Annotated in this window: 24 protein-coding genes; 14 read left to right on the plus strand and 10 right to left on the minus strand. The window is 40.9% G+C overall.

Annotated features, from left to right (window positions below; translation table 11 throughout):
- Window positions 1–96 precede the first annotated feature (96 nt).
- The gene (locus PP2015_RS09300) at window positions 97–1,107 is read left to right on the plus strand and encodes a GlxA family transcriptional regulator (RefSeq protein WP_058030007.1); all 1,011 of its coding nucleotides are present in this window, start codon (window positions 97–99) and stop codon (window positions 1,105–1,107) included.
- Window positions 1,108–1,110: 3 nt separating this feature from the next.
- Here PP2015_RS09300 and PP2015_RS09305 read toward each other — a convergent pair whose 3' ends face one another.
- Window positions 1,111–1,503: a tellurite resistance TerB family protein gene (locus PP2015_RS09305; protein WP_058030008.1), complete on the minus strand. Its 393-nt coding sequence runs from the start codon at window positions 1,501–1,503 to the stop codon at window positions 1,111–1,113.
- A 152-nt stretch (window positions 1,504–1,655) separates the two neighbouring features.
- On the opposite strand from PP2015_RS09305, the gene PP2015_RS09310 reads away from it, so the two are divergent.
- From PP2015_RS09310 to PP2015_RS09320, 3 genes are all read left to right on the plus strand, one after another.
- Window positions 1,656–2,510: a hypothetical protein gene (locus PP2015_RS09310; protein WP_227009250.1), complete on the plus strand. Its 855-nt coding sequence runs from the start codon at window positions 1,656–1,658 to the stop codon at window positions 2,508–2,510.
- An 86-nt stretch (window positions 2,511–2,596) separates the two neighbouring features.
- The gene (locus PP2015_RS09315; RefSeq protein ID WP_058030010.1) at window positions 2,597–3,004 is read left to right on the plus strand and encodes a hypothetical protein; all 408 of its coding nucleotides are present in this window, start codon (window positions 2,597–2,599) and stop codon (window positions 3,002–3,004) included.
- A gap of 101 nt (window positions 3,005–3,105) precedes the next feature.
- Window positions 3,106–4,020: a M14 family metallopeptidase gene (locus tag PP2015_RS09320; RefSeq protein ID WP_058030011.1), complete on the plus strand. Its 915-nt coding sequence runs from the start codon at window positions 3,106–3,108 to the stop codon at window positions 4,018–4,020.
- Window positions 4,021–4,106: 86 nt separating this feature from the next.
- Here PP2015_RS09320 and exaC read toward each other — a convergent pair whose 3' ends face one another.
- The gene (exaC, locus tag PP2015_RS09325; RefSeq protein WP_058030012.1) at window positions 4,107–5,627 is read right to left on the minus strand and encodes an acetaldehyde dehydrogenase ExaC; all 1,521 of its coding nucleotides are present in this window, start codon (window positions 5,625–5,627) and stop codon (window positions 4,107–4,109) included.
- A 155-nt stretch (window positions 5,628–5,782) separates the two neighbouring features.
- Between exaC and PP2015_RS09330 the strand changes: the two genes are divergently transcribed.
- Window positions 5,783–6,670: an AraC family transcriptional regulator gene (locus PP2015_RS09330; protein WP_058030013.1), complete on the plus strand. Its 888-nt coding sequence runs from the start codon at window positions 5,783–5,785 to the stop codon at window positions 6,668–6,670.
- 33 nt (window positions 6,671–6,703) lie between these two features.
- Here the strand turns inward: PP2015_RS09330 and sohB are convergent, their stop codons facing one another.
- Window positions 6,704–7,708: a protease SohB gene (sohB, locus tag PP2015_RS09335; protein ID WP_058030014.1), complete on the minus strand. Its 1,005-nt coding sequence runs from the start codon at window positions 7,706–7,708 to the stop codon at window positions 6,704–6,706.
- A 93-nt stretch (window positions 7,709–7,801) separates the two neighbouring features.
- Window positions 7,802–10,192 (minus strand): VolA/Pla-1 family phospholipase, encoded by a 2,391-nt coding sequence (locus PP2015_RS09340; RefSeq protein ID WP_058030015.1) that lies wholly within the window; start codon window positions 10,190–10,192, stop codon window positions 7,802–7,804.
- 196 nt (window positions 10,193–10,388) lie between these two features.
- Here PP2015_RS09340 and PP2015_RS09345 point away from each other — a divergent pair, with 196 nt between their 5' ends.
- On the plus strand, window positions 10,389–11,126 hold the full coding sequence (locus PP2015_RS09345; RefSeq protein WP_058030016.1) for a YciK family oxidoreductase: 738 nt from the start codon (window positions 10,389–10,391) through the stop codon (window positions 11,124–11,126).
- An 84-nt stretch (window positions 11,127–11,210) separates the two neighbouring features.
- Here the strand turns inward: PP2015_RS09345 and rluB are convergent, their stop codons facing one another.
- Genes rluB through rnm form a run of 5 tightly spaced genes read right to left on the minus strand, consistent with a single transcriptional unit; the run spans window position 11,211 to window position 14,992 of the window.
- Window positions 11,211–12,077 (minus strand): 23S rRNA pseudouridine(2605) synthase RluB, encoded by an 867-nt coding sequence (gene rluB / locus PP2015_RS09350; RefSeq protein WP_058030017.1) that lies wholly within the window; start codon window positions 12,075–12,077, stop codon window positions 11,211–11,213.
- Window positions 12,077–12,664, minus strand: a complete 588-nt coding sequence (gene scpB / locus PP2015_RS09355; protein ID WP_058030018.1) for an SMC-Scp complex subunit ScpB — start codon at window positions 12,662–12,664, stop codon at window positions 12,077–12,079. The genes rluB and scpB overlap by 1 nt, the downstream gene beginning before the upstream one ends.
- Window positions 12,665–12,712: 48 nt before the next feature.
- A complete protein-coding gene (locus PP2015_RS09360) occupies window positions 12,713–13,501 on the minus strand; it encodes a segregation and condensation protein A (RefSeq protein ID WP_058030019.1) in 789 nt (262 codons plus the stop codon).
- Between the two features lie 19 nt (window positions 13,502–13,520).
- Window positions 13,521–14,141, minus strand: a complete 621-nt coding sequence (locus PP2015_RS09365; RefSeq protein ID WP_058030020.1) for an L-threonylcarbamoyladenylate synthase — start codon at window positions 14,139–14,141, stop codon at window positions 13,521–13,523.
- Window positions 14,141–14,992 carry an RNase RNM gene (gene rnm / locus PP2015_RS09370; protein ID WP_058030021.1) on the minus strand — a complete coding sequence of 284 codons (852 nt, stop codon included), beginning with the start codon at window positions 14,990–14,992 and terminating at the stop codon, window positions 14,141–14,143. The genes PP2015_RS09365 and rnm overlap by 1 nt, the downstream gene beginning before the upstream one ends.
- Window positions 14,993–15,433: 441 nt before the next feature.
- On the opposite strand from rnm, the gene PP2015_RS09375 reads away from it, so the two are divergent.
- The 6 genes from PP2015_RS09375 to trpA are packed head-to-tail and all read left to right on the plus strand — an operon-like array spanning window position 15,434 to window position 21,966.
- Window positions 15,434–17,005 carry an anthranilate synthase component 1 gene (locus PP2015_RS09375; RefSeq protein ID WP_058031599.1) on the plus strand — a complete coding sequence of 524 codons (1,572 nt, stop codon included), beginning with the start codon at window positions 15,434–15,436 and terminating at the stop codon, window positions 17,003–17,005.
- The gene (locus PP2015_RS09380; RefSeq protein ID WP_058030022.1) at window positions 17,005–17,595 is read left to right on the plus strand and encodes an aminodeoxychorismate/anthranilate synthase component II; all 591 of its coding nucleotides are present in this window, start codon (window positions 17,005–17,007) and stop codon (window positions 17,593–17,595) included. Before PP2015_RS09375 ends, PP2015_RS09380 begins: the two co-directional genes overlap by 1 nt.
- Window positions 17,596–17,603: 8 nt before the next feature.
- Window positions 17,604–18,608, plus strand: a complete 1,005-nt coding sequence (gene trpD / locus PP2015_RS09385; protein ID WP_058030023.1) for an anthranilate phosphoribosyltransferase — start codon at window positions 17,604–17,606, stop codon at window positions 18,606–18,608.
- Window positions 18,601–19,968 carry a bifunctional indole-3-glycerol-phosphate synthase TrpC/phosphoribosylanthranilate isomerase TrpF gene (gene trpCF, locus PP2015_RS09390; protein WP_058030024.1) on the plus strand — a complete coding sequence of 456 codons (1,368 nt, stop codon included), beginning with the start codon at window positions 18,601–18,603 and terminating at the stop codon, window positions 19,966–19,968. The genes trpD and trpCF overlap by 8 nt, the downstream gene beginning before the upstream one ends.
- 7 nt (window positions 19,969–19,975) lie before the next feature.
- Window positions 19,976–21,160 (plus strand): tryptophan synthase subunit beta, encoded by a 1,185-nt coding sequence (gene trpB / locus PP2015_RS09395; RefSeq protein ID WP_058031600.1) that lies wholly within the window; start codon window positions 19,976–19,978, stop codon window positions 21,158–21,160.
- Complete coding sequence (gene trpA, locus PP2015_RS09400) at window positions 21,160–21,966, plus strand: tryptophan synthase subunit alpha (protein ID WP_193330510.1); 807 nt, start codon at window positions 21,160–21,162, stop codon at window positions 21,964–21,966. Before trpB ends, trpA begins: the two co-directional genes overlap by 1 nt.
- A 136-nt stretch (window positions 21,967–22,102) precedes the next feature.
- Here the strand turns inward: trpA and PP2015_RS09405 are convergent, their stop codons facing one another.
- Window positions 22,103–22,378, minus strand: a complete 276-nt coding sequence (locus PP2015_RS09405; protein ID WP_058030026.1) for an HU family DNA-binding protein — start codon at window positions 22,376–22,378, stop codon at window positions 22,103–22,105.
- 127 nt (window positions 22,379–22,505) lie between these two features.
- On the opposite strand from PP2015_RS09405, the gene PP2015_RS09410 reads away from it, so the two are divergent.
- Entirely contained in the window at window positions 22,506–23,102 is a 597-nt protein-coding gene (locus tag PP2015_RS09410) for an inner membrane-spanning protein YciB (protein ID WP_058030027.1), read from the plus strand.
- A gap of 84 nt (window positions 23,103–23,186) precedes the next feature.
- On the plus strand, window positions 23,187–23,837 hold the full coding sequence (locus PP2015_RS09415; protein WP_058030028.1) for a CPBP family intramembrane glutamic endopeptidase: 651 nt from the start codon (window positions 23,187–23,189) through the stop codon (window positions 23,835–23,837).
- The last annotated feature ends 8 nt before the right edge of the window (window positions 23,838–23,845 follow it).

Genomic DNA, 23,845 nt, shown 5'->3' on the forward strand with positions numbered 1-23,845 from the left:
ATTTTCACACAACTTAGATATGTTTGATTCTAGTTTGAACTTTAGATTACATTTTGTAAAAATAGCCAAATATCATTCATTTTTCGCCAAATAAGCATGGTCAGACCAGAAGAACCAACAAAAATTGGATTTTGTATTTATTCAAGTATGCTTTTTACCAGTGTTTCGCTGCCTGCAGAAATGCTCAGAGCAGGTGAAGCATTTGCAAAAAGGCACTTAGGAAATGACTTTAAACCACTACGACTAACTTGGTTGGCAAATGATACTTCACCTATTAGTAATGAACTGGGTCTACAAATACAGCCTGACGAGGCGTTTGGTTACTTATCGGAACAAGATTACATTATTGTGCCGAGTATTTGGCGAAACCCTAGGCCCGTTATAAGAAAGAACCAATCACTTGCTAAGGCTTTAAATCAAGCTTGGCTACATGGTTCGACTATAATTGGCGTTGGCACCGGCGTATGTTTTTTAGCTGAGTCAGGTTTGCTTCAAAACCACCCTGCAACAACCCATTGGCATTACGCGAAACAATTTAAACTCAATTATCCATCGGTCGATTTAAAACCCGACTTTTTTATCACTCAGTCAGAACGCATTTATACGGTAGCAAGTTTAAATGCCCTAGCAGATGTGATAGTGCATTTGATCTCGCAATTATATGGCGTAGCAGCGGCACAACATGTACAACAAAATTTCTCTCACGAAATTAGAAAACCATACGAAGAACAGCGCTTTCTAGAAGGTGATGCTGATACACACCCAGATGAGTTAATCGCATCGATTCAGTTTTGGTTGAAAAACAATTACCACACCGAAATAGCACTTTCTGATGTGGCAGAGCAATTTGATTTAAGTTATAGGACGTTTAATCGACGCTTTAAAATGGCGACGGACCAAACTGCAGCACATTACTTGCAAACTATACGCCTAGAAAATGCCAAAGAGTTGCTGGCTTCTAGTAATTTGTCAATTCAAGATGTGGCAATATCGGTGGGGTTTAATTCTCAGGGCTTACTCACTCGGGTATTTAAGCAAAGGCTCAATCAAACACCGAGCGAGTATCGCAAAATCGTGCGTAAAAAACTGTTTTCACAAAGCCGTTAAATGCTAAAGCTCAGCTTCGATAACTTTCAAAGCACTTGATTCTGATTCAGTTACAATCCCATCAGCCTTCGCAAGCTGAGTCGTTAATTTGTATGCTAACTCTTTAATTGGTGCATCGACAATGTGCTTCATTCTGTGGTGTATAAAGTGTTCAATGTCGCCTTTCGCTATTACATCTCGACAGTGAGTGATCATATTTGAGATATAAAGACCCGCTTCAATTTCACTATTCCAGCAAAGCTTTTCTATCCACTGATTAAGCACAGTTAATTCTTTCTCACAGACCTCACCGTCGATCGACATAAGCAAAACAGCTAAATCTACAACCGATTCAGTTTGCAATTGATCCACACAAGTGCCTGAATCAAGATGATTAAGTAGTTGTTCGAATTTCATAAAATCCCCTTTTATTGTGCACGATAGTCACGAATTTTAACGTATGTAACTACATCAATTTAACAAGATAGTGAACTAGTTTGGCATTGTCACTTTAATTTATCTCATCTTATACGATACTTAACTCAAATACAGACCACTGAATCATGTTTATGAAATGGGTAAGTTTGTTTTTATGTTTTTTCGTCGCTTTGAATGCCAAGGCGAAAATTCCGATCTCGATCGAAACCGATATTTATAACTATGCCCAACAAGTGCTTGGGGGAGAGACTATTGAGTCAATTGAACACTTTAACCACCCTAGCTGCCTTAGAGATGTTGTTGAATTTATTTTGGTACAAAAAGCAATAAAACTGGGTGGTGTAAACTTAGAATATGATTTTGTACTTGGTGATTATGACGCGCGTAATATTCGCCTTATTCAGCATGGACTGTTACTGATTAGTTTTGACTCAATTTGGTTAAATGAAGCATCTCAATACGATAAAGATGTATTCATATCTGACCCTGTGATACGTAATGGTGAGTTTTACGCAGGGATATATGTTTCACATAATAAAGTCTCTGACTTAAAACCCAAACTTGCGCAAAGTATCAGCAATCTGAGCTTTGTTACCAGTGAAGCCTGGCATACTGATGTTAAAACGCTAACTGCCCTTAAACCCAAAAACCTAGTTATTGAAGCTGATTGGTTAGTTATGGCTAAGATGGTAAGCAATGGTTGGGTCGATGCTATGTTGGCCCCTTTTAAGCCAAGTATGCCTTTCGAATATATTGGAAAAAACTACAACATCAGAGCAATCGATGGTGTAAAAGTCGCGCTTCAAGATAGCCGACACTTTGTTGTTTCAAAAAAGCATCCTCTAGGTGACAAAACATTTATTGCATTACAAAAAGGTTTAAAACAGTTGAGAAAGTCTGGTTTTATCGAACGCGCATATAAAGAATGCGGTTTCTTAAACCCACTTGTTGATGATTGGCAAGAAATAAAAGCAAAAATGCAGTAATTTAAGCTTTAAGTATTAACTCCATATTTTATTCATTTTCTTACTTTACTTTGCACGCCTATAAAAAAGGTACGTAGGAGTAAAAAATGTACGAAATCAAATCATCAATCAACTTTGGTTTTTATATTCTTGCCGCAAGCGTCATTGCATTGCTACTTTCAATTAGCACGGCATTTAATTTTACAGCGTGGTTAGAAGCGTTAGAAATGATTCTTATATTCGCTTTGACTTTATTTGTATGCGTTACATTGATACAAACCTTAATGGGTAAAAGAACATCTTCTTGGTGTATTAATGGACTTAGTTACTATAACTTCTTGGGCGTTCAGAAATATGTACCGATTGAGCAAATCCAACAAGTTAAAGTTCACACTATTATTTGCTGTAAAGTCACTCATGTAAAACTTGAAGAAAAGAATATTTTTCTATTCAGCTGCAAATTAACAACTCAACAAAAAAGTCGACTGGCTCAACTTGGGTACTTTGCAAAATAAGCGACTATAAAAGTGTTCGGGTGAAGTCCAATTAGATTTAATTACTTTACTGACCCCGGCTTTATCACTAGGATGGCAAAAAACTTTCACCGAGGACGATTATGACAACCGCTTACCCAATTGGCAAACCTGGCACACCATGGCAAGAAGCAGATAAAAAACAGTGGCTTGCAGCACAAGTAATTAAACGCAGTTACCAACAAGAAGTAGAAACTAAAATACTTGCACTCGCTGATGAGTATGATGTTGAGCAATATGGTGAGCTTAATTATGGTGAAAATGAATATAAATTGTATGCAGTGAAGTCTCGTGACTTTTCTGACAATAAGCCTACTATTTTGGTGACAGGCGGTGTACATGGTTATGAAACCAGTGGTGTACATGGTGCGATTGAATTCATTAAATCTCAAGGTAAACATTATGAGGCTGAATTCAATATTGTGGTGCTTCCATGTATTAGCCCTTGGGGTTATGAAACAATCAACCGTTGGAATCCTGATGCAATTGATCCAAACCGCTCATTTTATGCTGACAGCCCAGCTGCTGAATCAAAACAAGCAATGGCTTATGTCGCTAAGTTCGATGATTTACTGTGTCATGTTGATTTACATGAAACCACGGATACTGATAACTCTGAGTTTCGCCCCGCACTCGCAGCAAGAGATGGTGTAAGCCATGATAATTGGAATATTCCAGATGGCTTTTACTTGGTAGGACATACTCAAAAACCACAGTACTCGTTTCAAACTGCGATAATCAAAGAAGTAGAAAAAGTCACCCACATAGCCCCTGCTGACGAAGATGGCAGATTAATTGGTGTTCCAATTGAGCAATTCGGTGTGATTAATTATGACGGCACTAAACTGGGTCTTTGCATGGGCATGACAAATGCTGAGTATGTGACAACAACTGAAGTTTACCCTGATAGCCCATCTGCTAATGATGAAATTTGTGTGCAAGGCCAAGTAGCTTCAGTAGTCGGTGCTTTAAACTACATAAAATCAATGGATGATTAATAAACAAAAAAGTAGCGCAATTTAACATTGCGCTACTTACCCCTTTGCATTGTGATATCTAAATAACCTATTAAATAACTAGCTCTTTAGAAAAAGCCGAGCGGACTTTCGCTGTAGCTAACTAACAGATTCTTAGTTTGCTGATAATGATCTAACGCTTTTTTGTGCGTCTCTCTACCGACTCCCGACTTTTTATAACCTCCAAAAGCAGCATGCGCAGGATACATATGGTAACAATTGGTCCATACACGACCTGCTTCAATCTTGCGACCAAAATGATAGGCACGATTCATGTTTCGAGTCCACACACCTGCACCTAAGCCAAATTCAGAACTATTTGCCAATTCTAAGGCTTCGGCTTCATCTTTAAACGTGCACAATGAAATAACTGGGCCAAAAATCTCTTCTTGGAAGACACGCATTGAGTTATTGCCTTTAAGCAAGGTAGGTTGAATGTAATAGCCTGAATCAAACTCTTCGGATAACTGCTCGACTTCACCACCAAACAGTACTTCTGCGCCTTCTTGTTTGCCTATTTCGATATAGCTTAAGATTTTATCAAATTGTTGTTGAGAGGCTTGCGCGCCCACCATAGTTTCTGTATCTAGCGGGTTGCCTCGCTTAATTTGCGCAGTACGCGCTTTCACACGCTCAATAAACTCGTCATAGATGTCTTCTTGAACAAATAAGCGCGAAGGACAAGTACATACTTCACCTTGGTTGAAATAAGCCAATACCGCACCTTCAATACACTTACTGAGATAATCATCGTCTTTTTCTAATACATCACTGAAAAAGATATTTGGTGATTTACCGCCAAGCTCAACAGTTGATGGAATAATGTTATCTGCAGCGCATTTCAATATGTGCGAACCAACAGGTGTAGAGCCTGTAAAAGCAATCTTAGCGATACGTTTGCTGGTCGCGAGCGCTTCACCAGCTTCTTTACCAAATCCATTCACCACGTTTAAAGCGCCCGCAGGTAATAAATCACCGATCAGTTCTACTAATAACATGATTGAAGTGGGGGTTTGCTCCGCAGGTTTTAGTACAACACAGTTACCTGCAGCAAGGGCTGGGGCTAATTTCCAAGCGGCCATTAATAGCGGGAAGTTCCAAGGTATAATTTGACCCACGACACCTAGCGGCTCATGAAAATGGTAGGCCACAGTGTGCTCGTCAATTTCGCCAATACTGCCCTCTTGCGCACGGATACAGCCAGCAAAATATCTAAAATGATCTGCTGCTAGCGGAATATCGGCTGCAAGAGTTTCTCGTACTGCCTTACCGTTGTCCCAAGTTTCAGCAACCGCCAAATATTCTTTGTTTTCTTCAATGATCTGAGCAATTTTAAGTAAAATATTGCTACGCTCAGTGACACTGGTTGTACCCCACGCTTCTTTTGCTTCATGCGCTTTGTCGAGTGCCAATTCGATATCTGCAGCTTTAGAGCGTGCCACTTGGCAAAACACTTTACCGTTTACAGGGCTTTTGTTTTCAAAATACTCACCATCTAACGGTGCAACCCACTCACCGCCAATGTAGTTGTCGTACTTGTCTTTAAAATTAACTACCGCGCCTTGGGTATTTGGGTTTGAATAAATCATAATGTCCTCTTTTATCAACTTGTTGTGTGGCTCATACTCGGTTATATGTTTATTTTTGAGCCGATTGAATTGACATTAAGCGAAAGGAAGCTTAAAAAATTAACTCTCGGTATTTTTTGCTTAACACTCAGTCTTGATATTAACAGGGAGTAAGTATGCGATTTGATTTACAAGCTAGACATCAGCAAATAGATAAACTGGTTGAAAATAAGCTTAGCTTTAACTCAGAGCATGCCCAATTAAGTATTTATGACACTTACGAGCGCGCATTTAACGTGCCTTTGTCGTCAAATAATGTGTTGTTTTGCGGCATGCTTCAGGGCAAAAAAGTGATGCACGTTGAAACGTGTGATTATCATCACGATTTTTTGCCTAATGAGAGTTTTGTGCTTGCACCAGAGCAAACCGTTCATATTGATTTTCCTGACGCATCAGAGCCAACGCCTACAACCTGTTTAGCCATTGAAATCAACTCTGATAAACTGGCTGATATTGCCCAAAAGCTTAATATACAAAATCAAACCAGTATCGAAGTGGCTTATCAAAATGAACTCGTTCATGTCGAGCACAATTGGCAAACTCAAGCGTTACTCGATCGCATGGTACATTTATTTACCGAAAATGAAGATCAGCGTGGTTTTCTGATTGATCTTGCGCTTAATGAATTGGTGACTCGATTACTCACTCAGCAAACCCGCGAACTTATATTAAAGTGTGCAAACTCTCAGAGTCATCAGGACCCAATTTCAGAAGTCGTTGAATACATAGAGCATCATTTGAGCGAGCCTCTAGATATAGATACTTTGTGCAAAATTGCTTGTATGAGTCGCAGTAAATTTTTTAACTATTTTAAATCATGCTTAAACATGACTCCACAGCAATGGCTGCAAGCAAGGCGACTGACAAAAGCCAAAGAGTTGCTTAGAAAAGGTAAAAGCATTACCCAAATAGGATTTGATTTAGGCTTTAACCATACCAGTCAGTTTAGTCGAACATTCAAAAATGCCTTTGGTGTTTCTCCAAAGGCATTTCAAAAGAACTAACTAAATTATACCAATTAATAGAGCGTTTTATTTCTACCATTTAGCGTCTTGTAACTTAGTCCAAAGGCTATTAGTTGCACTCGCGACCGCTTTGCTTATGCCAAGTCCTAGCTTTTCTGGTAGCGATTTTTTGCTAGTGTATTTAACCGTATAGATTTGATGGCTTTCTAATAAAGATAAAATATAATCATCGCTGGTGTTTAACTCATCGACTAAACCTAATTTTAGCGCTTCAGTTGCAAACCAATATTCACCTGTTGCCACTTGTTCTAGTTCTATATCTTGTCTATGAGTTTGTACAAACTCTTTAAACAAGCCATGGGTTGATTCTACTTCTTGTTGAAATTTATCACGCCCCTTATCAGTGTTCTCACCAAATATCGTCAACGTGCGTTTAAATTCGCCTGAAGTGATCATTTCAAAATCAATGTCATTCTTTTTCAAAAGCTTGTTGAAATTGGGGATTTGTGCAATGACGCCAATGGAGCCAATAATTGAAAACGGTGCAGCAACAATTTTATTTGCCACACAGGCCATCATATAACCACCACTTGCAGCAATTTTATCAACACACACAGTTAAAGGGAGCTTTGCACTAGTGAGACGCTTTAACTGAGAAGCACCTAAGCCATAGCCATGAACCACACCGCCGCCACTATTGATATTTACAATCACTGAATCCTTATCTTTATCAGCAACTTGCAACACAGCTGTTATTTCTTCACGTAAGTTATTCACTTCATTGGCATCTGAACTACCATCGAAATTAATCACAAATGCTTTTGCTGCAAGCTTATCTTCTTGCTCTTTCTTCTGCTTTTTTTTGTAATTCTTAAGTGCTTTTTTATCAAGAGTCTGCTCTATAAAGTCTTGTTTATTTCGCTTTAGCTTTTTAGATAAGTCTTGAAGCTCGACTTCACCTGCGCTTGCCTTAGGCTTTTGACTCGCGCCCACAGCTAAGATGATGATGATCCCAATCGATAACACAACAGTAACTGCTTTAGCTAAAAATAAACCGTATTCAAATAAGAACGTCAATCTACTCTCCTCGTTGTTCTTATAATTTAAAAGTAATGTTCTAAAAATAAAAAAGCCGCTTAATGCGGCTTTTTCATCATCTCGTACTTGAGATTAATTAGCAATGACTGCCGGGTTAGAAATTGGCAGCATCATGCCTTTGCTCTTCAAGAAAGCAGCTAGTTGAGTTTGCATTTCAACTGTAGTCATAGCATGACCTTGCGCTGTACCACCTACTGATTCATTAAACGAAGTCGTTGCAATAGATGAGTGATGACCTTGAGAAAACTTAACTACGTAATTTTTTGGTTCACCTTGTTGAGTTTCGGTCACTGGCGTCATGCCCATCAACTGTGCCATTGGCATAGTACCAGACAAAGGCAATGCCGTTGTTGGCGGAATAACGGCATCTGGTTGGTTACCATCAACACCACCAGTCACCACACTTAAGTATGTTGGTGTACCAAGAGCTTGAACCGCAGATGCGTAGTTAACAGGATCTGCACTATCTAATGTTGTTTGAGCTACCGTAACGAATTGGCTGATAATTGACTGAATACTGCCAAGTGCCGCTGTATTACCTGCTTCAACAAGTTGCTTTTCGTATAGCGCGTAAGAACATGGGATCTTAGTCTCTACAGGGCAAGCTGCTGTTGCTTCACTTGCCACGAACTCTAAGAACGCTTTAGAAGATAAGTTACCCGCTGCTGCAAGTACCGACCCCTTAACAAACGAGCCAAATGAACCCGACTCAGTTAAGAAGTTAGCTATCCCAGCGCCACCGCTTGCTAGACCAACTGTATTAACCTTAAATAAATTATCAACCGTTTCATTACCAATAGACTTATTTGTATTCGCGATGAAATTAGGTGCGACAATTGAACCCAGAGAATGGCCAAAGAAGCTCACATCTGTTGGGTTAATACCAAGTGTTGGGTCAATGAAGTTCAAACCAAGTCTAAGAGCCAACAGGTCAGCTGAAGACTGTCTTAGGTTATCACGTGCGACTAGTAGTGACGTCAAGTTCATGTATGAAAGCACTGAGCCCTGACCACTTGTTGCATTGAAATCATCTTTACCGTCTAAATCGATATCCAAACCGCGAGCACCATGCATTGGGTGATCAATAGCGACCGTTGCAAAACCAGCGTTGCTTAAGGCAAGTGTTAACCCTAGTAGGCTTTCTTTGTTAGCGGTAATACCGTGTTGTAAAATCACGACTGGCCAACCTGTTGCTGGCATTTCAATACCTAGTAGTTCTGCACGTGGCTTAGTGATTTGTACTGGTACGTTTGCAATCCATTCAATTGAAGGAATGCTATTAAATTTAGTTAAGAAACGGCTTTGATCTAAACCAAAATCACGCAGTTGACCTTCTGTAATAGCATTACAGTACGCATCGTTCACACCTGGTGTTAAACCTGATAAATCAACACCGGCCGCAACTGCACCAGCAAGTGTTGCCGCACTATCACAACGAGCTTTCCAGTATGTACCCGCTAAATCTTCAATCGCTGTACCTTCAGGTTTCTTTGAATACATAGGCAACATAATGCTACCTTGCATGTATTGAACAGCCTGAAAAGGTGCACGAGTTTCAGCATCTGGGATAACTGTTGCTAGCGCATCTGATACAGTGATCATCGGTTGCTCAGGTACAGATACCCTAGGGTTTGTCTGAGTTTGTAAACTCTGCGCCAAACCAAGTTTAATATTATTCATTACCGCACCAACAGACTGAATCGTCATTGCCGCAGTATAAATAATGTCTTCTTTTGCAACTTGACCAGAAATGACTTCTTCATACTTGTTAACAACAACCTGAAGGCTTCTCTGTGAGTCAGTAACCAGTGGTGCTTCGGCTTTTACTAGACTGTAAGTTGATGATGCTTCAAGTGGACGACCATCTGCCATTACGATGCTTTTTGTAAGGGCTGTGATATATGACGCGCCTGGCTTCAACGGTTTTAAAGGTACAACCATGATGCCATTGCCAGAATCAGTCAGCTTGGCGATGTAATCAACACCAAACGTCAACTCACCGACATATTTACAAGCAATACCCGCAGGCACTTTATCACTTGCGCAGTCAGGATCTGTAATACTCGCACCCATAACAACTTCAAAAATACGCACAGCATCTGGTGTTGCTACTGAATCAGCATTAATACTTACTTCGCTTGGCACATCTAAGTCGATGACATAAGGCATGTTAGTAGACCAACCGTCTAAACCGCCCATTGTCAGGCTTGGATTAGCATAAGCTGCCGCGGCTAAAGGTTGACCTTGATCGTCAAATTCTCCTGGCAGGTTTAAAGTACCGTCTTTAGTACCACTCAGAAGCAAATCATTTGGAATAGATATCACACCGTTTGATGGATCAAATTTGATAGATGCTGAAGGTAGCACTGGGGTCGTTTCTTGTTTTACATCTTGTAGTGTTTCACCGCCGCCACAGCCGACCAAAGCCGTAGAAATTGCGAGTGAGAGAAGCATTTTTTTCATTGAATGGGCTCCGACAAATTTTATTATTCTTATGCAATTAACGCGTTAATATAATGTAATTCTGTTTTTAATGAGACATTAGACCAGTTAAACTTAACTCAATATGTAAAGTTTCGCCACCCAAATTTACAATAATTTAGATAACTTACCCTAATGCTGTGATAAAATGCGCAAAACGTTCAAATAGAGATCTACAATGCATAATTATCAAGCAGCAGACAATGCACTCGAAAATAAAACCATTTTAATTACAGGTGCTGGCGATGGAATTGGCCGTGTTGCGGCATTAACATATGCGAAACACGGTGCAACTGTAATCCTACTTGGTAAAACAACTAAAAAGCTTGAATGTGTATACGATGAAATCGTAAATGCAGGCTACCCACAACCGGCTATCGTTCCTATGGATATGCGCGGTGCGACAAAACAAAATTACCGTGACCTTGCTGCAACCATTGAGCAGCAATTTGGCAAATTAGATGGCCTACTAAACAATGCGTCTATTTTAGGCTCACTAGGACCACTTGAGCATTTTTGTGTATCTACGTTTGAAAATATCATGAAAGTAAACGTGACTGCGCAAGCGATGATCACTAAATATATGTTTCCACTACTTCGTAAATCACCGTGTGCATCTGTGATTTTCACTTCATCAGGTGTAGGTCGAGAAGGACGAGAATTTTGGGGCCCTTACGCAATCTCAAAATTTGCAACTGAAGGTATGATGCAAACTTGGTCTAAAGAAGTGGGTAAGACGAACATTCGTATCAACTGTATTAACCCGGGTGCCACACGTACTAGCATGCGTGCTTCTGCTTTCCCAGGGGAAGATAAAGAAAAGCTTAAAACTGCTGAAGAACTAATGCCGACGTATTTATACCTAATGGCTGATGATTCTAAAGACGTTAACGGTGAATCAATTAACGCGCAATAACTTATAGTTCTGACACCATTAAAAAAGGCACTCAATCGAGTGCCTTTTTAGTCTTTATTCAATTCTAAAGTTACTTTTATAAAGTTACTTTCTTTTTGGCTTTGGCTTTTGCGCACGTTGGTTGTGCTTTTTCACAGCTTTTCTGATCTGATTGATCTTAGCACGCTTGTCTTTACGCTTTTCTGGCATCACAGACAGTTTAGTTTGCGTTTCAGGGCGCATTTTCACAGATTTACGCAAGTAGTTTACGTCTTCTAACTTAAGCTCTTCCCAGCCCCCTTGTGGAAGACGTTTGTTAAGCTCTAATTTACCGTAACGAATACGAATTAGGCGAGATACTTCAACTTCTTGAGATTGCCATAAACGACGTACTTCACGATTACGACCTTCAGTTAGCGTAACGTTGAACCACTTGTTAATGCCCTCACCGCCCATAGGCTTAATTTTTAAGAATTTCGCTGGGCCATCCTCTAACTCAACCCCTTTAGTTAAGGTACTCAATGTTTGATTTGTTACCTCACCAAATACACGTGCAGAATACTCACGCTCTACTTCATATTTAGGGTGCATTAAACGATTCGCTAACTCACCGTCGTTGGTAAATAGTAATAAACCTGATGTATTGATATCTAAACGGCCAATCGCAATCCAACGGTCGCCCTCTAGACGAGGTAGTCTATCGAAAACTGTTCGGCGACCTTCAGGGTCTTTACGCGTACATAATTCTCCTTCAGGCTTGTGATACATTAAAACACGACAAACACGTTCTTCTTGTTGCTCTATTTTAACAACATGACCGTCAACACGAATAACCGCATTTTCTTCAACACGATCACCTAAACGTGCCACTTTACCGTTAACGCTGACACGATTAGAGTCAATGTATTTTTCCATTTCGCGGCGTGAACCCACACCAGCACGGGCCAATACTTTTTGTAACTTTTCACTCATTAGGATGGTTCTCTCACAGAAGGATCACTCAATATCTGCTCTAGTTTTACATCTTGCTGCTCAGGTAAATTAGGCAGCTGTTCTAAACCAGATAAAGAAAAATAATCTAAAAATTGTTTGGTGGTTGCATATAGCGCAGGTTTACCAGGCACGTCTTTTTGCCCAACAACCGTTATCCATTCACGCTCTAATAAACTTTTCATTATATTGCTGCTTACAGCAACCCCTCTCACCTGCTCTATCTCACCTCGGGTAATAGGTTGACGATAGGCTATCAAGGCAAGGGTTTCTATGGTCGCTCGAGAGTATTTCACTGCTTTTTCAGGCCATAATTTACTTAATGGCTCAGCCAAAGAAGGCCCTGCTTGAAAGCGATAACCAGAGGCCACTTCAACCAACTGAACACCTCTTGTTGAATAGTGCTCAACCAGTGAGTCTATGGCTTGGGTTAATCTTTTAGCAGAAATATTGAAATCTTGCAGAACGGTTTCTTGAAGACGACGCTTGCTTAATGGCTTCTCAGAAACAAAAATCGCTGCTTCGACTAGCTCAACGAGTTGTTCATCACTAAGACGCTTAAAAGCCATATTAATCTACAATTGCAAACACAAGGCAATATTATGACAGAGGTTCGGTTACTCTTGTAGTTTTAAAGATAAATAAATCTCTGACTGCGGGGTAATTTGGGTGAAAGTGACTAATTGCTCTTTGATCAGTTCAAGCATTGCTATAAATGTCACCACCACGCCTTGACGCCCTTCAGCAAAATCAAACAAAGTGACGAAAGCACATGGTCCACTATTTTCTGAAAGATGGCGCAGAATTCGTGTCATACGCTCACGGGTAGACAAAACTTCACTTGATATTTGATGGTGAGCGAGCGTTTTTACTCGAGCCATCACGTGACCAAATGCAAGTACTAGGTCTATTAAACTTAAATCAGGTAATTTCTCTTCATCAACTGCATTGTCGACATACTCAGCATTAGCTATGAAGAAGTCTTTTCCGACATGAGGCTGTTCTTTTAATGTTTCCGCCGCTGTTTTGAATTGTTCATATTCTTGCAAACGCTTAACTAATTCAGCACGCGGGTCGGCTTCTTCTTCAAGCTCTTCATGAGTCGGTAACAACATACGTGACTTAATTTGCGCCAATAACGCTGCCATCACTAAGTATTCCCCTGCCAATTCAAGCTGTAAATCTTTCATCAGCTCAACATAGCTCACATATTGTTTGGTAATGCTATGGATTGGCAGTTGCAGAATATCTAGCTTATGGCGCTTAATAAGATATAAAAGCAGATCGAGTGGGCCCTCAAAGCTTTCTAATATCACTTTAAGGGCATCGGGCGGTATGTATAAGTCTTCAGGCTTTTCTAAAACGGCTTCGCCGTGAAGAAAGGCCAGTGGCGCAGAGTTACTCATTTAATGACTATTTTGCTAGCTATTGAAACGGCGTAACATCACCGCATCCTTCGCGAAGGATGACAATATCATCGTCAGAGAAGTCAATTACGGTAGTGGCTTGTTCAATCAAATAACCACCATGAATAATAAGATCCACCTGTTTTTCTAGGCTCATACGAATGTCATCAGGGTCTGACTCAGTAAATTGCTCACCAGGTAAAATCAAGGAACATGACATAAGCGGTTCATTGAGCTCTTCGAGTAAAGCAGCTGCTATTGGGTTATCGGTGACACGCATACCAATGGTTTTTTTCTTCTCGTTTAATAAACGCTTAGGCACTTCTTTTGTGCCTTTGAAAATAAAGGTGTAAGGCCCTGGCGTATTGTTTTTTATTAAACGAAAAATTTGATTATCAACACGGGCATAGGTTGCCAGTTCTGATAGGTCTCGGCAAACAAGTGTAAAGTTATGGTGTTTTTCAATACCGCGAATACGTTCAATTCGCTCTTTCGCTTGTTTGTTACCAATACTGCAGCCAAGTGCATAGCCTGAGTCGGTTGGGTAGACTATCACCCCACCCTTGTGAATAATTTCAACCGCTTGTTTAATTAAGCGTGCCTGAGGGTTTTCTGGGTGAATATGAAAAAATTGGCTCATTAGTTACACTCCTGTGCGTCTTGCCAAGACTGCCAAACAGCTTGGCAATCTTTTGGTAAGTATAGGTTTTTTCCGAGATCTGACCAAGGCATAGGATAATGAAAATCTGAACCTTGACTCGCAAGTAGATCAAACTCTTGACTTAATTGCCCTAAAAACTGTCTTTCGCTCGGTGCTTGCTGCGGTAAAGCGACTTCCATTGCCTGTCCACCCGCAAGCTTAAATTCGCTCAGTAATTTACGTAGCCACTTATTAGACATTTGATATCGACCAGGGTGCGCCAACACAGAAACGCCACCAGCTGCCTGAATTGCTGTAATGGCAGTTGTCATATCACACCAATTGCTTGGTACATAACCCGTTTTGCCTCTGGCTAAAAACTTTTTAAACACACCTTGAATGTTTTTAGCTACACCGCGCTCGACTAACGCTTGTGCAAAGTGTGCTCGGGTGATTTCAGCATCTTTAGCCAGTGCTTTGGCCTGCTCATATATATCTTCATAGCCTTTTTTCGCTAAGCGTCGACCAATCTCTTGAGCACGAGCTTCACGTTTGTTTTGCTGCTCAGTCAATAAATTAAGTAAATGTGTATTTTCAGTATCTATAGATAGGCCGACAATATGGATTTCAAAACTTTCCCATTTTGTCGAAATCTCAACCCCAGTCACTAACTCTAGATTTAAATCTCGGTCAGCAATAAATTGCTTTGCAGGTTCAATACCCGCAACGGTATCGTGATCGGTGAGGGCTAAAACATCAACGCCCTTTTCTGTTGCTCGCTCAAGCAATGCGCCTACGCTTAAACGACCATCAGAAAAGGTGCTATGACTGTGTAAATCATATTTTATCAAGTTTATTTCTCTTCATTATTATTCATGTTCGTGTCAACGGGTCGGATTATATCACTAATACACCCCATTAAATTTTGTATACTTTATATTTTTAATATTTTTGCAACTTTTTAGCTTGACTCGCTCGTTCCGATAAGGTTTACTGTGTGCATAAATTGATTCGACGTATACCTGATATGAAAACATTAACTAAAAATAAAATCTGGTGGTGGCACTCGTAACATTGCGGGCGCTTTGTCGTATCTATACGATTTCAAAACCCGCACACAAATGCGGGTTTTTTTATATCTAAATTTTTTGGAATACAAACATGATTAACAACAATATCAACACACATTCTTGGTGGTGGCGCCTGAACTAGCGGGACGGCATTGTTGTATCTGTTACACAACCCCCGCAAGTTAACACTGGCGGGGGTTTTTTATTATGGGGAATGAGGTTTTGATTTTTAGTCATATTACGACAACACCAGGGGAAGTGACGAGTATAAGACAACGGCGCGATTACATTAGCAGCCCATTGTCATTATATGCGGCACTCGATAAAACAAATTCATTATTACTTGAGTCAGCAGAAATTGACTCTAAAGATAATGTGAAAAGCATCATTTTAGTCGATGCCGCACTTCGCATTGAGTGCAGGGGCAAAACCGTGATTGCCAAAGCATTGTCTAACAACGGTCAGCAAGTGTTAAGTTTCTTGGCTGAACAAGTTGAAAACTGTACAGCGGTTGTTGAAGGTGATGTATTAACACTTGAATACGCACCGTTCGAAGCTGAACTGGATGAATACAGTAAGCTTAAAGCAGATAATGCATTCAGTGCCCTACGTACTTGTATAAATAAAATCAAACGTAACTCAGACACCCCTTTTGCATTATTCTTAGGCGGTGTATTTGCTTACGACATGGTAGCCAACTTTGAAACACTGCCTGAAGTCCCAGACGGTGATAATGACTGTCCTGACTATGTGTTTTATTTAGCAGAAACGCTCGTATTAATTGATCATCAAGCACAAACCACTGAGTTAATTGGTAATGTTTTTAACGGCCCAGAAGTGCATGCCAACTGTTTTGAAGTAGGTAAACAGCTAGAAGAGCTTAATACGCGTTGTGATAACTTAACACCGTATTTAGCAGCGCCAAATGAAGGACAGTCTGAAGTGACAGTAAACATTGACGATGAAACTTACTGTCAGCAAGTCAAAACTTTAAGGCAAAACATTATCGATGGTGATATTTTCCAAGTTGTGCCTTCTCGTACATTCTCTTTACCTTGTGCCCAGCCACTAGCAGCTTACCAGCAACTAAAAAAACAAAACCCAAGTCCGTATATGTTTTATATGCGAGATGAATCTTTTGTGTTGTTTGGTGCCTCGCCTGAATCAGCCTTAAAATATTGTGTGAACAGTAATCAAGTCGAAGTCTACCCTATCGCAGGCACACGCCCTCGCGGTAAGTTTGCAGATGGCAATATTAATCCAGATCTAGACAGCCGCATTGAACTTGAGCTTCGCAACGATCAAAAAGAGCGAGCAGAGCACCTTATGCTGGTTGATTTAGCACGTAATGACGTAGCGCGAATTAGTGTTGCAGGCTCACGCCACGCAAAAGAGCTTTTAAAAGTCGACCGCTATTCACAGGTCATGCATTTAGTATCACGCGTTGTGGGTCAATTAAAACCAGATTTAGACGCACTGCATGCCTATCAAGCTTGTATGAACATGGGTACTCTAGTAGGAGCACCTAAAGTAAAAGCTGCAGAGTTAGTGCGACATACTGAAAAGCAACGACGCGGCAGTTATGGTGGTGCTGTAGGTTACTTAACAGGCGATGGTGCAATGGACTCTTGTATCGTTATCCGCTCTGCATTTGTAAAAAATGGTACCGCATTCGTTCAAGCAGGTGCCGGCGTTGTATATGACTCTGATCCACAAGCAGAAGCAGATGAAACTCGAGCCAAAGCACAAGCCGTCATAAAAGCCGTGCAATCTACGTATCAAGGAGCCTGCTAATGTCTAATAACACAAAAGTATATTTTTTAGATAACTTTGATTCATTCAGCTACAACCTTGTTGATGAACTGACACTACTAGGCTTAGATTTAGTGGTTTACCGTAACAATATCTCCGCTGAAAAGATCTTCGCCAAGATGCAGCAAGAAACTGTACCGGTAATTTTAGTGTTATCGCCAGGCCCAGGTAACCCAGCTCAAGCAGGTTGCTTATTAGAGCTAATTGAACTCGCTAAAAGCCAATTCCCTATGCTGGGAATTTGTTTAGGCCAACAAGCTTTAACACAAAGCTATGGCGGAACTGTTGGTCATGCAGGTGAAACTGTTCATGGTAAGTCTTCAATTATTGAAGCTGACGACCACCCTGTATTTGCAGGTATTGGCAAACGCTTCCCGGTTGCGCGTTACCACTCTCTTATGGCGACTCATGTTCCTGAAAGCTTAAAAGTGATTGCCAAATACGACACTATTCCGATGGCTATTTATCATCCTGAAGATAAGGTGATCGGCTATCAATTTCACCCTGAGTCTATTCTTACCCCAGACGGTGCTCAGTTATTAAAACAAAGTATCGATTACTTAACACAATAGGAGCCAACATGGACAGTTTAAATCTATTACTTGAACAACAAGACTTAACATTTGAGCAAGCAAATAGCTTCTTCGACTTAGTCATGCAGGGTGAAGTGTCTGAAATTGAACTCACCGCCGCACTGATTGCATTAAAAATTAAAAAAGAAACGGCACAAGAGATTGCTGGTGCAGCAAAAGCCATGCGCGATCATGCCACAAAGTTCAACGCACATAACCTTGTTTGTGCAGATAGTTGCGGCACAGGTGGCGATGGTTCAAATACCATTAACGTTAGTACCACAGCGGCAATTGCGGCTGCGGCATGTGGTATCAATTTGGTGAAACACGGCAATCGCAGTGTATCGAGTAAATCAGGCTCTGCGGATTTACTCAGAACTCTGGGCATTAATATCGAAATGACGCCTGAGCAAGCCAGTGTATGTTTAAAAGAAACCGGCTTCACCTTCTTATTCGCGCCGCTTTATCATTTAGGTGTTAAACATGCGATGCCAGTGCGTACCACGTTAAAAACTCGCACGATTTTTAATATTTTAGGTCCACTGACTAACCCAGCAGCCCCACAAGTACAGTTACTGGGTGTGTATGATAAAAGTTTATGCCGTCCGATGGCCGAGACATTAAAGACACTAGGTACTGAGCGAGCGATGATAGTACACGGTGAAGGCACAGATGAAATTGCCCTACATGGCACAACCCATGTGGCTGAACTGGTTGATGGTGAAATTAAAGAATACACCTTAACCGTTGACGACTTTGGCGTTGAACATTATTCATTAGACCAAATCGCTGGAGATACGCCAGAATACAATGCCAAAGCCAGTATTGAGATTTTAAATGGCTCAGCACCTGATGCACACAATGCCGCTATTGCAGTAAACGTCGCTGCATTATTGGTAATGCATAACTTAGCTGCTGATTTTAAAGCCGCCACGCAGCAAGTATTAGCAGTCTTAAAATCAGGTAAAGCAGCAGACAAACTAAAAGAGATCGTTGAGGTAAGCAATGGCTAACGTACTAGAAAAAATCGTTTCAGATAAGCAACAAGAGGTCGCTCTAAGAAAACAACAAAAGCCACTGGACTCTTTTATTAATGACGTTGTGCCAAGTGACAGAGATTTTCAGGCGGCACTGGCAGCATCTGGCACACAATTTATTTTAGAGTGTAAGAAAGCATCGCCATCAAAGGGTCTTATTAGAGAGAACTTTAACCTTGATGAAATCACTGGCGTGTATGGCAAATATGCCACATGCATCAGTGTGTTAACCGATGAGAAATATTTTCAGGGCAGTTTTGAATACCTGACATATGTCAGCAAAAAAGTTGACCAACCGCTTATTTGTAAAGACTTCTTTATCGACGAGTATCAGGTTTATCTAGCGCGCTTACATGGTGGTAACGCCATTTTGCTTATGCTTTCAGTACTTGATGATGCGCAATATACACACCTTGCCAATGTGGCAAAGTCACTGAATATGTCAATCTTAACCGAAGTCAGTAATGTAGAAGAAGTGCACCGCGCACTTGATCTGAATGCTGAAATTATCGGTATTAATAACCGCAACTTACGTGACTTGAGCACGGATTTAGCGACAACCGAGAAGCTCAGAAAGCTAATTCCTGATAGCAAAGTTGTGATTTCTGAATCAGGTATTTACACCCATCAAGATGTAAAGCGTCTAGCACCTCTTTGCAATGGTTTCTTAGTAGGCAGCTCTATTATGGCTGAGCAAGACTTAGAAATTGCTTGCCGTCGTCTTATTCTGGGTGAAAATAAAGTTTGTGGTTTAACACGCTCTCAGGATGCCCAAGCGGCTTTTAAAGCAGGGGCTATTTACGGCGGCTTGATCTTCGCCCCTAAATCGCCCCGCTACGTTGACATTGATTGCGCAAAAGCCGTCATTGATAGTGCACCATTAAAATATGTTGGTGTATTTGTAAACGAAGACCTAGAACAAGTCAGTGAAATTGCGCAAACATTAAAACTTGCAGCCGTGCAGTTACACGGCAATGAAGATAAAACGTATATTGAAGCGCTGCGCGCTAAGTTACCTGTAACTTGCCAAATATGGAAAGCACAAGGTGTGACTGATGTGCTACCTGAACCAATCTCAGGAGTAGATAAACATTTGTACGATACTAAAACCTCTGCAGGATTTGGTGGCACAGGTGAAGTATTTGATTGGTCATTACTGACTGAAAAGAGCGCAAACAGCTTTATGTTAGCTGGCGGTTTAAACGCAGAAAATGTACTTGATGCAGCTTATACAGGCGCACAAGGACTAGATTTGAATTCAGGGGTTGAACTTAGCCCTGGTAAAAAGTGTTCGCAAAAAATTGCAGATGCTTTTAAAAACATAAGAGGTTATTGAGGTGGAAATGAATAACGCAGCATATTTTGGCGATTTCGGTGGCATGTTTGTACCCGAACTACTCGTCCCTGCACTAAAGCAGCTTGAAGGTGAATTTAATAAATCCCAAAAAGATCCTGAATTTCAGGCTGAGTTTACAAAATTATTAAACGAGTACGCGGGCCGTCCAACGCCACTAACGCTTACACGTAATTTAGTTACAAACCCAAAAGTAAAACTGTATTTAAAGCGTGAAGATTTACTCCACGGTGGTGCACATAAAACCAACCAAGTACTTGGCCAAGCATTGCTTACCAAGCGCATGGGTAAAAAAGAAGTAATCGCAGAAACAGGTGCTGGTCAACATGGTGTGGCAACAGCCCTTGCCTGTGCCCTACTTGGCTTGAAATGCCGTGTTTACATGGGTGCAAAAGACGTTGAGCGTCAACAGCCAAATGTATTCAGAATGCGTTTAATGGGTGCCGAAGTGATCCCTGTAACTGCAGGCTCTGGCACGTTAAAAGATGCTGTAAACGAAGCCATGCGTGACTGGTCTGCAAACTATAAAACAGCCCACTACCTTTTAGGTACGGCTGCTGGCCCGCACCCATTCCCGACCATCGTACGTGAATTCCAAAAAATGATCGGTGAAGAAGCAAAACAACAAGTGTTAGACACTGAAGGTCGTTTACCTGACGCTGTGATTGCCTGTGTGGGTGGTGGTTCAAACGCCATTGGTATGTTCAGTGACTTCATCGGTGATGAAAATGTGAAACTCATTGGTGTTGAGCCTGCGGGTAAAGGACTTGATACTGAAGAGCACGGCGCTGCTTTATGTAAAGGTACGAAAGGTATTTTACACGGTGCTTATACTTATATTATGCAAAACAATGATGGCCAAATTGAAGAGTCTTACTCTGTGTCTGCAGGTCTTGATTACCCTGCTGTTGGCCCTCAGCATGCATTTTTGCATGAAACAGGTCGCGCTCAGTATGTAGGTATTTCTGATAAAGAAGCACTTGATGCTTTCCAAGCCCTTGCTAAACATGAAGGTATTATTCCTGCGCTTGAATCAAGTCATGCCCTTGCGTACGCATTAAAATATGCCGAAGAGCAAACTGAAGAGACAATTTTAGTGGTGAACTTAAGTGGTCGAGGTGATAAAGACTTAGCACACGTTCACCAAGTATTAGCAGAACAAGGAGCGCTATAATGAGCCGTTATGCACAATCTTTTGCCGCGCTTGCAGAAAAAAATCAGGGTGCGTTTGTCCCGTTCGTGACAATTGGCGATCCAAACAAAGAGCTGAGCTTCGAGATCATTAAAAGCTTGATCGACGGTGGTGCCGATGCGTTAGAGCTAGGTATTCCATTTTCAGATCCGATTGCGGATGGCCCAGTGATTCAAGCTGCGAATATTCGTGCGCTAGAGCAAAATATTAATACCCAAGACTGCTTTGATATCATTAAACAAGTTCGTGAATACAATCAAGATATTCCGATTGGCCTATTACTGTATTCAAACCTTATTTTTGCACGTGGTATTGACAATTTTTATCGTGAAGCAAAAGAAGTGGGCGTGGACTCAATTTTAGTAGCTGATGTGCCGCTTCATGAATCTAAAATGTTTAGAAACGCTGCAAAAGCTGCAGACATTGAGCCTATCTTCATTGCAACACCAAACGCAGATGATGATACTGTTCGTACTTGTGCAAGCTACGGCCGTGGTTACACCTACCTGCTTTCACGCGCTGGGGTAACTGGCACAGAAACAAAAGCGCAGATGCCAGCTGACTCTATGATTTCTAAATTAAAAGAATATCATGCAGCGCCTGCGCTGTTAGGCTTTGGTATTTCAACGCCTGATGATGTAAAAGCGGCACTGAACTCTGGTGCTGCAGGTGCAATCTCAGGTTCTGCTGTGGTTAAAATTATTGAGCAAAACCTGAACGAGCCAAGCGCAATGCTAGACTCGTTACAAAGCTTTGTTGAGACTATGAAAGCCGCAACGCAAAAATAGTTTCTTCGTTTTCTTGAGGCTGCAGCGGTGTTGGCTAAGCTCGTTAACCCAACTTACATAGAAAACCTATGTTCATTGGGGTTAACTCACTTGCCGCCTAGCTGCAATTCCAAGTAGTTTGACGAAACTTTTATGCTTAGTTCGCTAAGGCGTCTTTCAGCGCCTTAGCAACTTTAAATTGCACCTTGTTTGCCCCTTCAATCATGATCTCTTCACCCGTTTGTGGATTTCTGCCCATCTTAGCCGGATGATAACTAAGCGCAAACGTACCAAAACCAGAGATAGGCACCTGATCGCCCTCAGATAAGCGCTTTTTTATGATCGCCAAAATACTATTCAAAGCTGCCTGAGAATCCTTCTTCGTTAACTCACTGTGTGCCGCCATGGCCGATACTAATTCTGACTTGTTCATATATATACTGGTTTATTACTGCTAGAGGGTGGCAGAGCCTAAAAATATTTTTTGTGAATGTCAACTTGCAGTCTTACTCAAATATTGTTAATACTTTGTTGTAGGACGTAATTTAAGAGAGGTATCTATGGCTGCATTATTTGAATACTTACCCCTTATCCTATTTTTCTTAGTCTACAAATTGGTCGATATATTCTGGGCGACTGCGGTATTGGTCGGAATATCGTTACTGCAAATTGCATATCAATATTTCACTAAGGGTAAAATCTCTACCAAAACTTGGGTCTTCTGTGTGATTGCCTTATTCCTAGGCGGTATGACAATCATATTCCAAGATGAACAGTACATTATGTGGAAAACGACGGCTATATATGGCCTATTAGCGGCTGCCTTGGTCATTTCTCGATTTATATTTAATAAGAACCTAGTAAAAACGGCTCTACTCAGTATGCTAAAAACTGCAGCTGAGAAACAAGGTGAGAAAGAATTAAAGGTGGATGTACCAAAATCTGTGTATGAAAAGCTTAATACGATTTGGTTTGTATTCTTAATCAGTATTGCAATCTTGAACCTCTATGTCGCCTATAATTTCTCACTCGACTTTTGGGTGAATTTCAAAGTCTTCGGTCTCGCAATCGTCACATTTATTGCTGTATTACTCACTGTTTTTCGAATTTTTGAATACTTACCCGATGGGTTTCAAGAACAAGAAAACAAAAAATAGCCCCGCAAATTTAATAAAACTGTCGCTTTTTTAGTCTAGGGGCAAACTATACTTTTTTAATTATATTAAGAATGGAGTTTGCCTTTGACTGCTTCGCAATATCGTTGGTTTGAGCTCTGTGGCGTATTTTTCTGCTTACCGCTGTTTACTTATTTATTTAAAGATTACCTGTCCAGTTGGTTGTTCCCTGCTTTACTGATTTTAATGATTGTATGCACCTTTTTGCTGCTTACTGATCCACATTTTAAGCGCTTTCGCTTAACTTCTTTGGGCCAATTTTCACAAGTCAAACATCGACTTTTTACAGGCTTCTTCATTGGCGCATTGTTTAGTGCCATGTTATTCGGCTTGGCCAATCAAACGCTTTGGTTTGCTATGCCAAAGAATGAAACTACCCAATGGTTAATCTTATTAATTGCTTACCCACTGCTATCCGTGTTGCCTCAGGAACTCATTTTTAGAAGCTATTTCTTCCATCGTTACAAGCATATTCTGCCAAGTAAAAACGTGCGCATCTTTTTAAGTGCACTCAGTTTTGCCCTCGCCCATTGTGTTTACGATAACTGGGTTGCAATTGCGCTTTCATTCGCCGGCGGGTTGTTATTTTCTTACACCTATGCGCACAGTCGCTCATTGATGGTGTGTGTACTAGAGCATAGTTTGTGGGGTTTATGGATGTTTACCATAGGGGTTGGCAGCTATTTAGATTCTGGGATGCGAATAACCACCGGCTAGAAACTAAA

It is taken from the genome of Pseudoalteromonas phenolica (assembly GCF_001444405.1).
GTDB classification, from domain to species: Bacteria; Pseudomonadota; Gammaproteobacteria; order Enterobacterales; family Alteromonadaceae; genus Pseudoalteromonas; species Pseudoalteromonas phenolica.

Coding starts and splice junctions, on each gene's coding strand:
- PP2015_RS09300 (WP_058030007.1), top strand. CDS start 97: ATGGTCAGACCAGAAGAACCAACAAAAATTGGATTTTGTATTTATTCA.
- PP2015_RS09305 (WP_058030008.1), bottom strand. CDS start 1,503: ATGAAATTCGAACAACTACTTAATCATCTTGATTCAGGCACTTGTGTG.
- PP2015_RS09310 (WP_227009250.1), top strand. CDS start 1,656: ATGAAATGGGTAAGTTTGTTTTTATGTTTTTTCGTCGCTTTGAATGCC.
- PP2015_RS09315 (WP_058030010.1), top strand. CDS start 2,597: ATGTACGAAATCAAATCATCAATCAACTTTGGTTTTTATATTCTTGCC.
- PP2015_RS09320 (WP_058030011.1), top strand. CDS start 3,106: ATGACAACCGCTTACCCAATTGGCAAACCTGGCACACCATGGCAAGAA.
- exaC (WP_058030012.1), bottom strand. CDS start 5,627: ATGATTTATTCAAACCCAAATACCCAAGGCGCGGTAGTTAATTTTAAA.
- PP2015_RS09330 (WP_058030013.1), top strand. CDS start 5,783: ATGCGATTTGATTTACAAGCTAGACATCAGCAAATAGATAAACTGGTT.
- PP2015_RS09340 (WP_058030015.1), bottom strand. CDS start 10,192: ATGAAAAAAATGCTTCTCTCACTCGCAATTTCTACGGCTTTGGTCGGC.
- PP2015_RS09345 (WP_058030016.1), top strand. CDS start 10,389: ATGCATAATTATCAAGCAGCAGACAATGCACTCGAAAATAAAACCATT.
- rluB (WP_058030017.1), bottom strand. CDS start 12,077: ATGAGTGAAAAGTTACAAAAAGTATTGGCCCGTGCTGGTGTGGGTTCA.
- scpB (WP_058030018.1), bottom strand. CDS start 12,664: ATGGCTTTTAAGCGTCTTAGTGATGAACAACTCGTTGAGCTAGTCGAA.
- PP2015_RS09360 (WP_058030019.1), bottom strand. CDS start 13,501: ATGAGTAACTCTGCGCCACTGGCCTTTCTTCACGGCGAAGCCGTTTTA.
- PP2015_RS09365 (WP_058030020.1), bottom strand. CDS start 14,141: ATGAGCCAATTTTTTCATATTCACCCAGAAAACCCTCAGGCACGCTTA.
- PP2015_RS09380 (WP_058030022.1), top strand. CDS start 17,005: ATGTCTAATAACACAAAAGTATATTTTTTAGATAACTTTGATTCATTC.
- trpD (WP_058030023.1), top strand. CDS start 17,604: ATGGACAGTTTAAATCTATTACTTGAACAACAAGACTTAACATTTGAG.
- trpCF (WP_058030024.1), top strand. CDS start 18,601: ATGGCTAACGTACTAGAAAAAATCGTTTCAGATAAGCAACAAGAGGTC.
- trpB (WP_058031600.1), top strand. CDS start 19,976: ATGAATAACGCAGCATATTTTGGCGATTTCGGTGGCATGTTTGTACCC.
- trpA (WP_193330510.1), top strand. CDS start 21,160: ATGAGCCGTTATGCACAATCTTTTGCCGCGCTTGCAGAAAAAAATCAG.
- PP2015_RS09405 (WP_058030026.1), bottom strand. CDS start 22,378: ATGAACAAGTCAGAATTAGTATCGGCCATGGCGGCACACAGTGAGTTA.
- PP2015_RS09410 (WP_058030027.1), top strand. CDS start 22,506: ATGGCTGCATTATTTGAATACTTACCCCTTATCCTATTTTTCTTAGTC.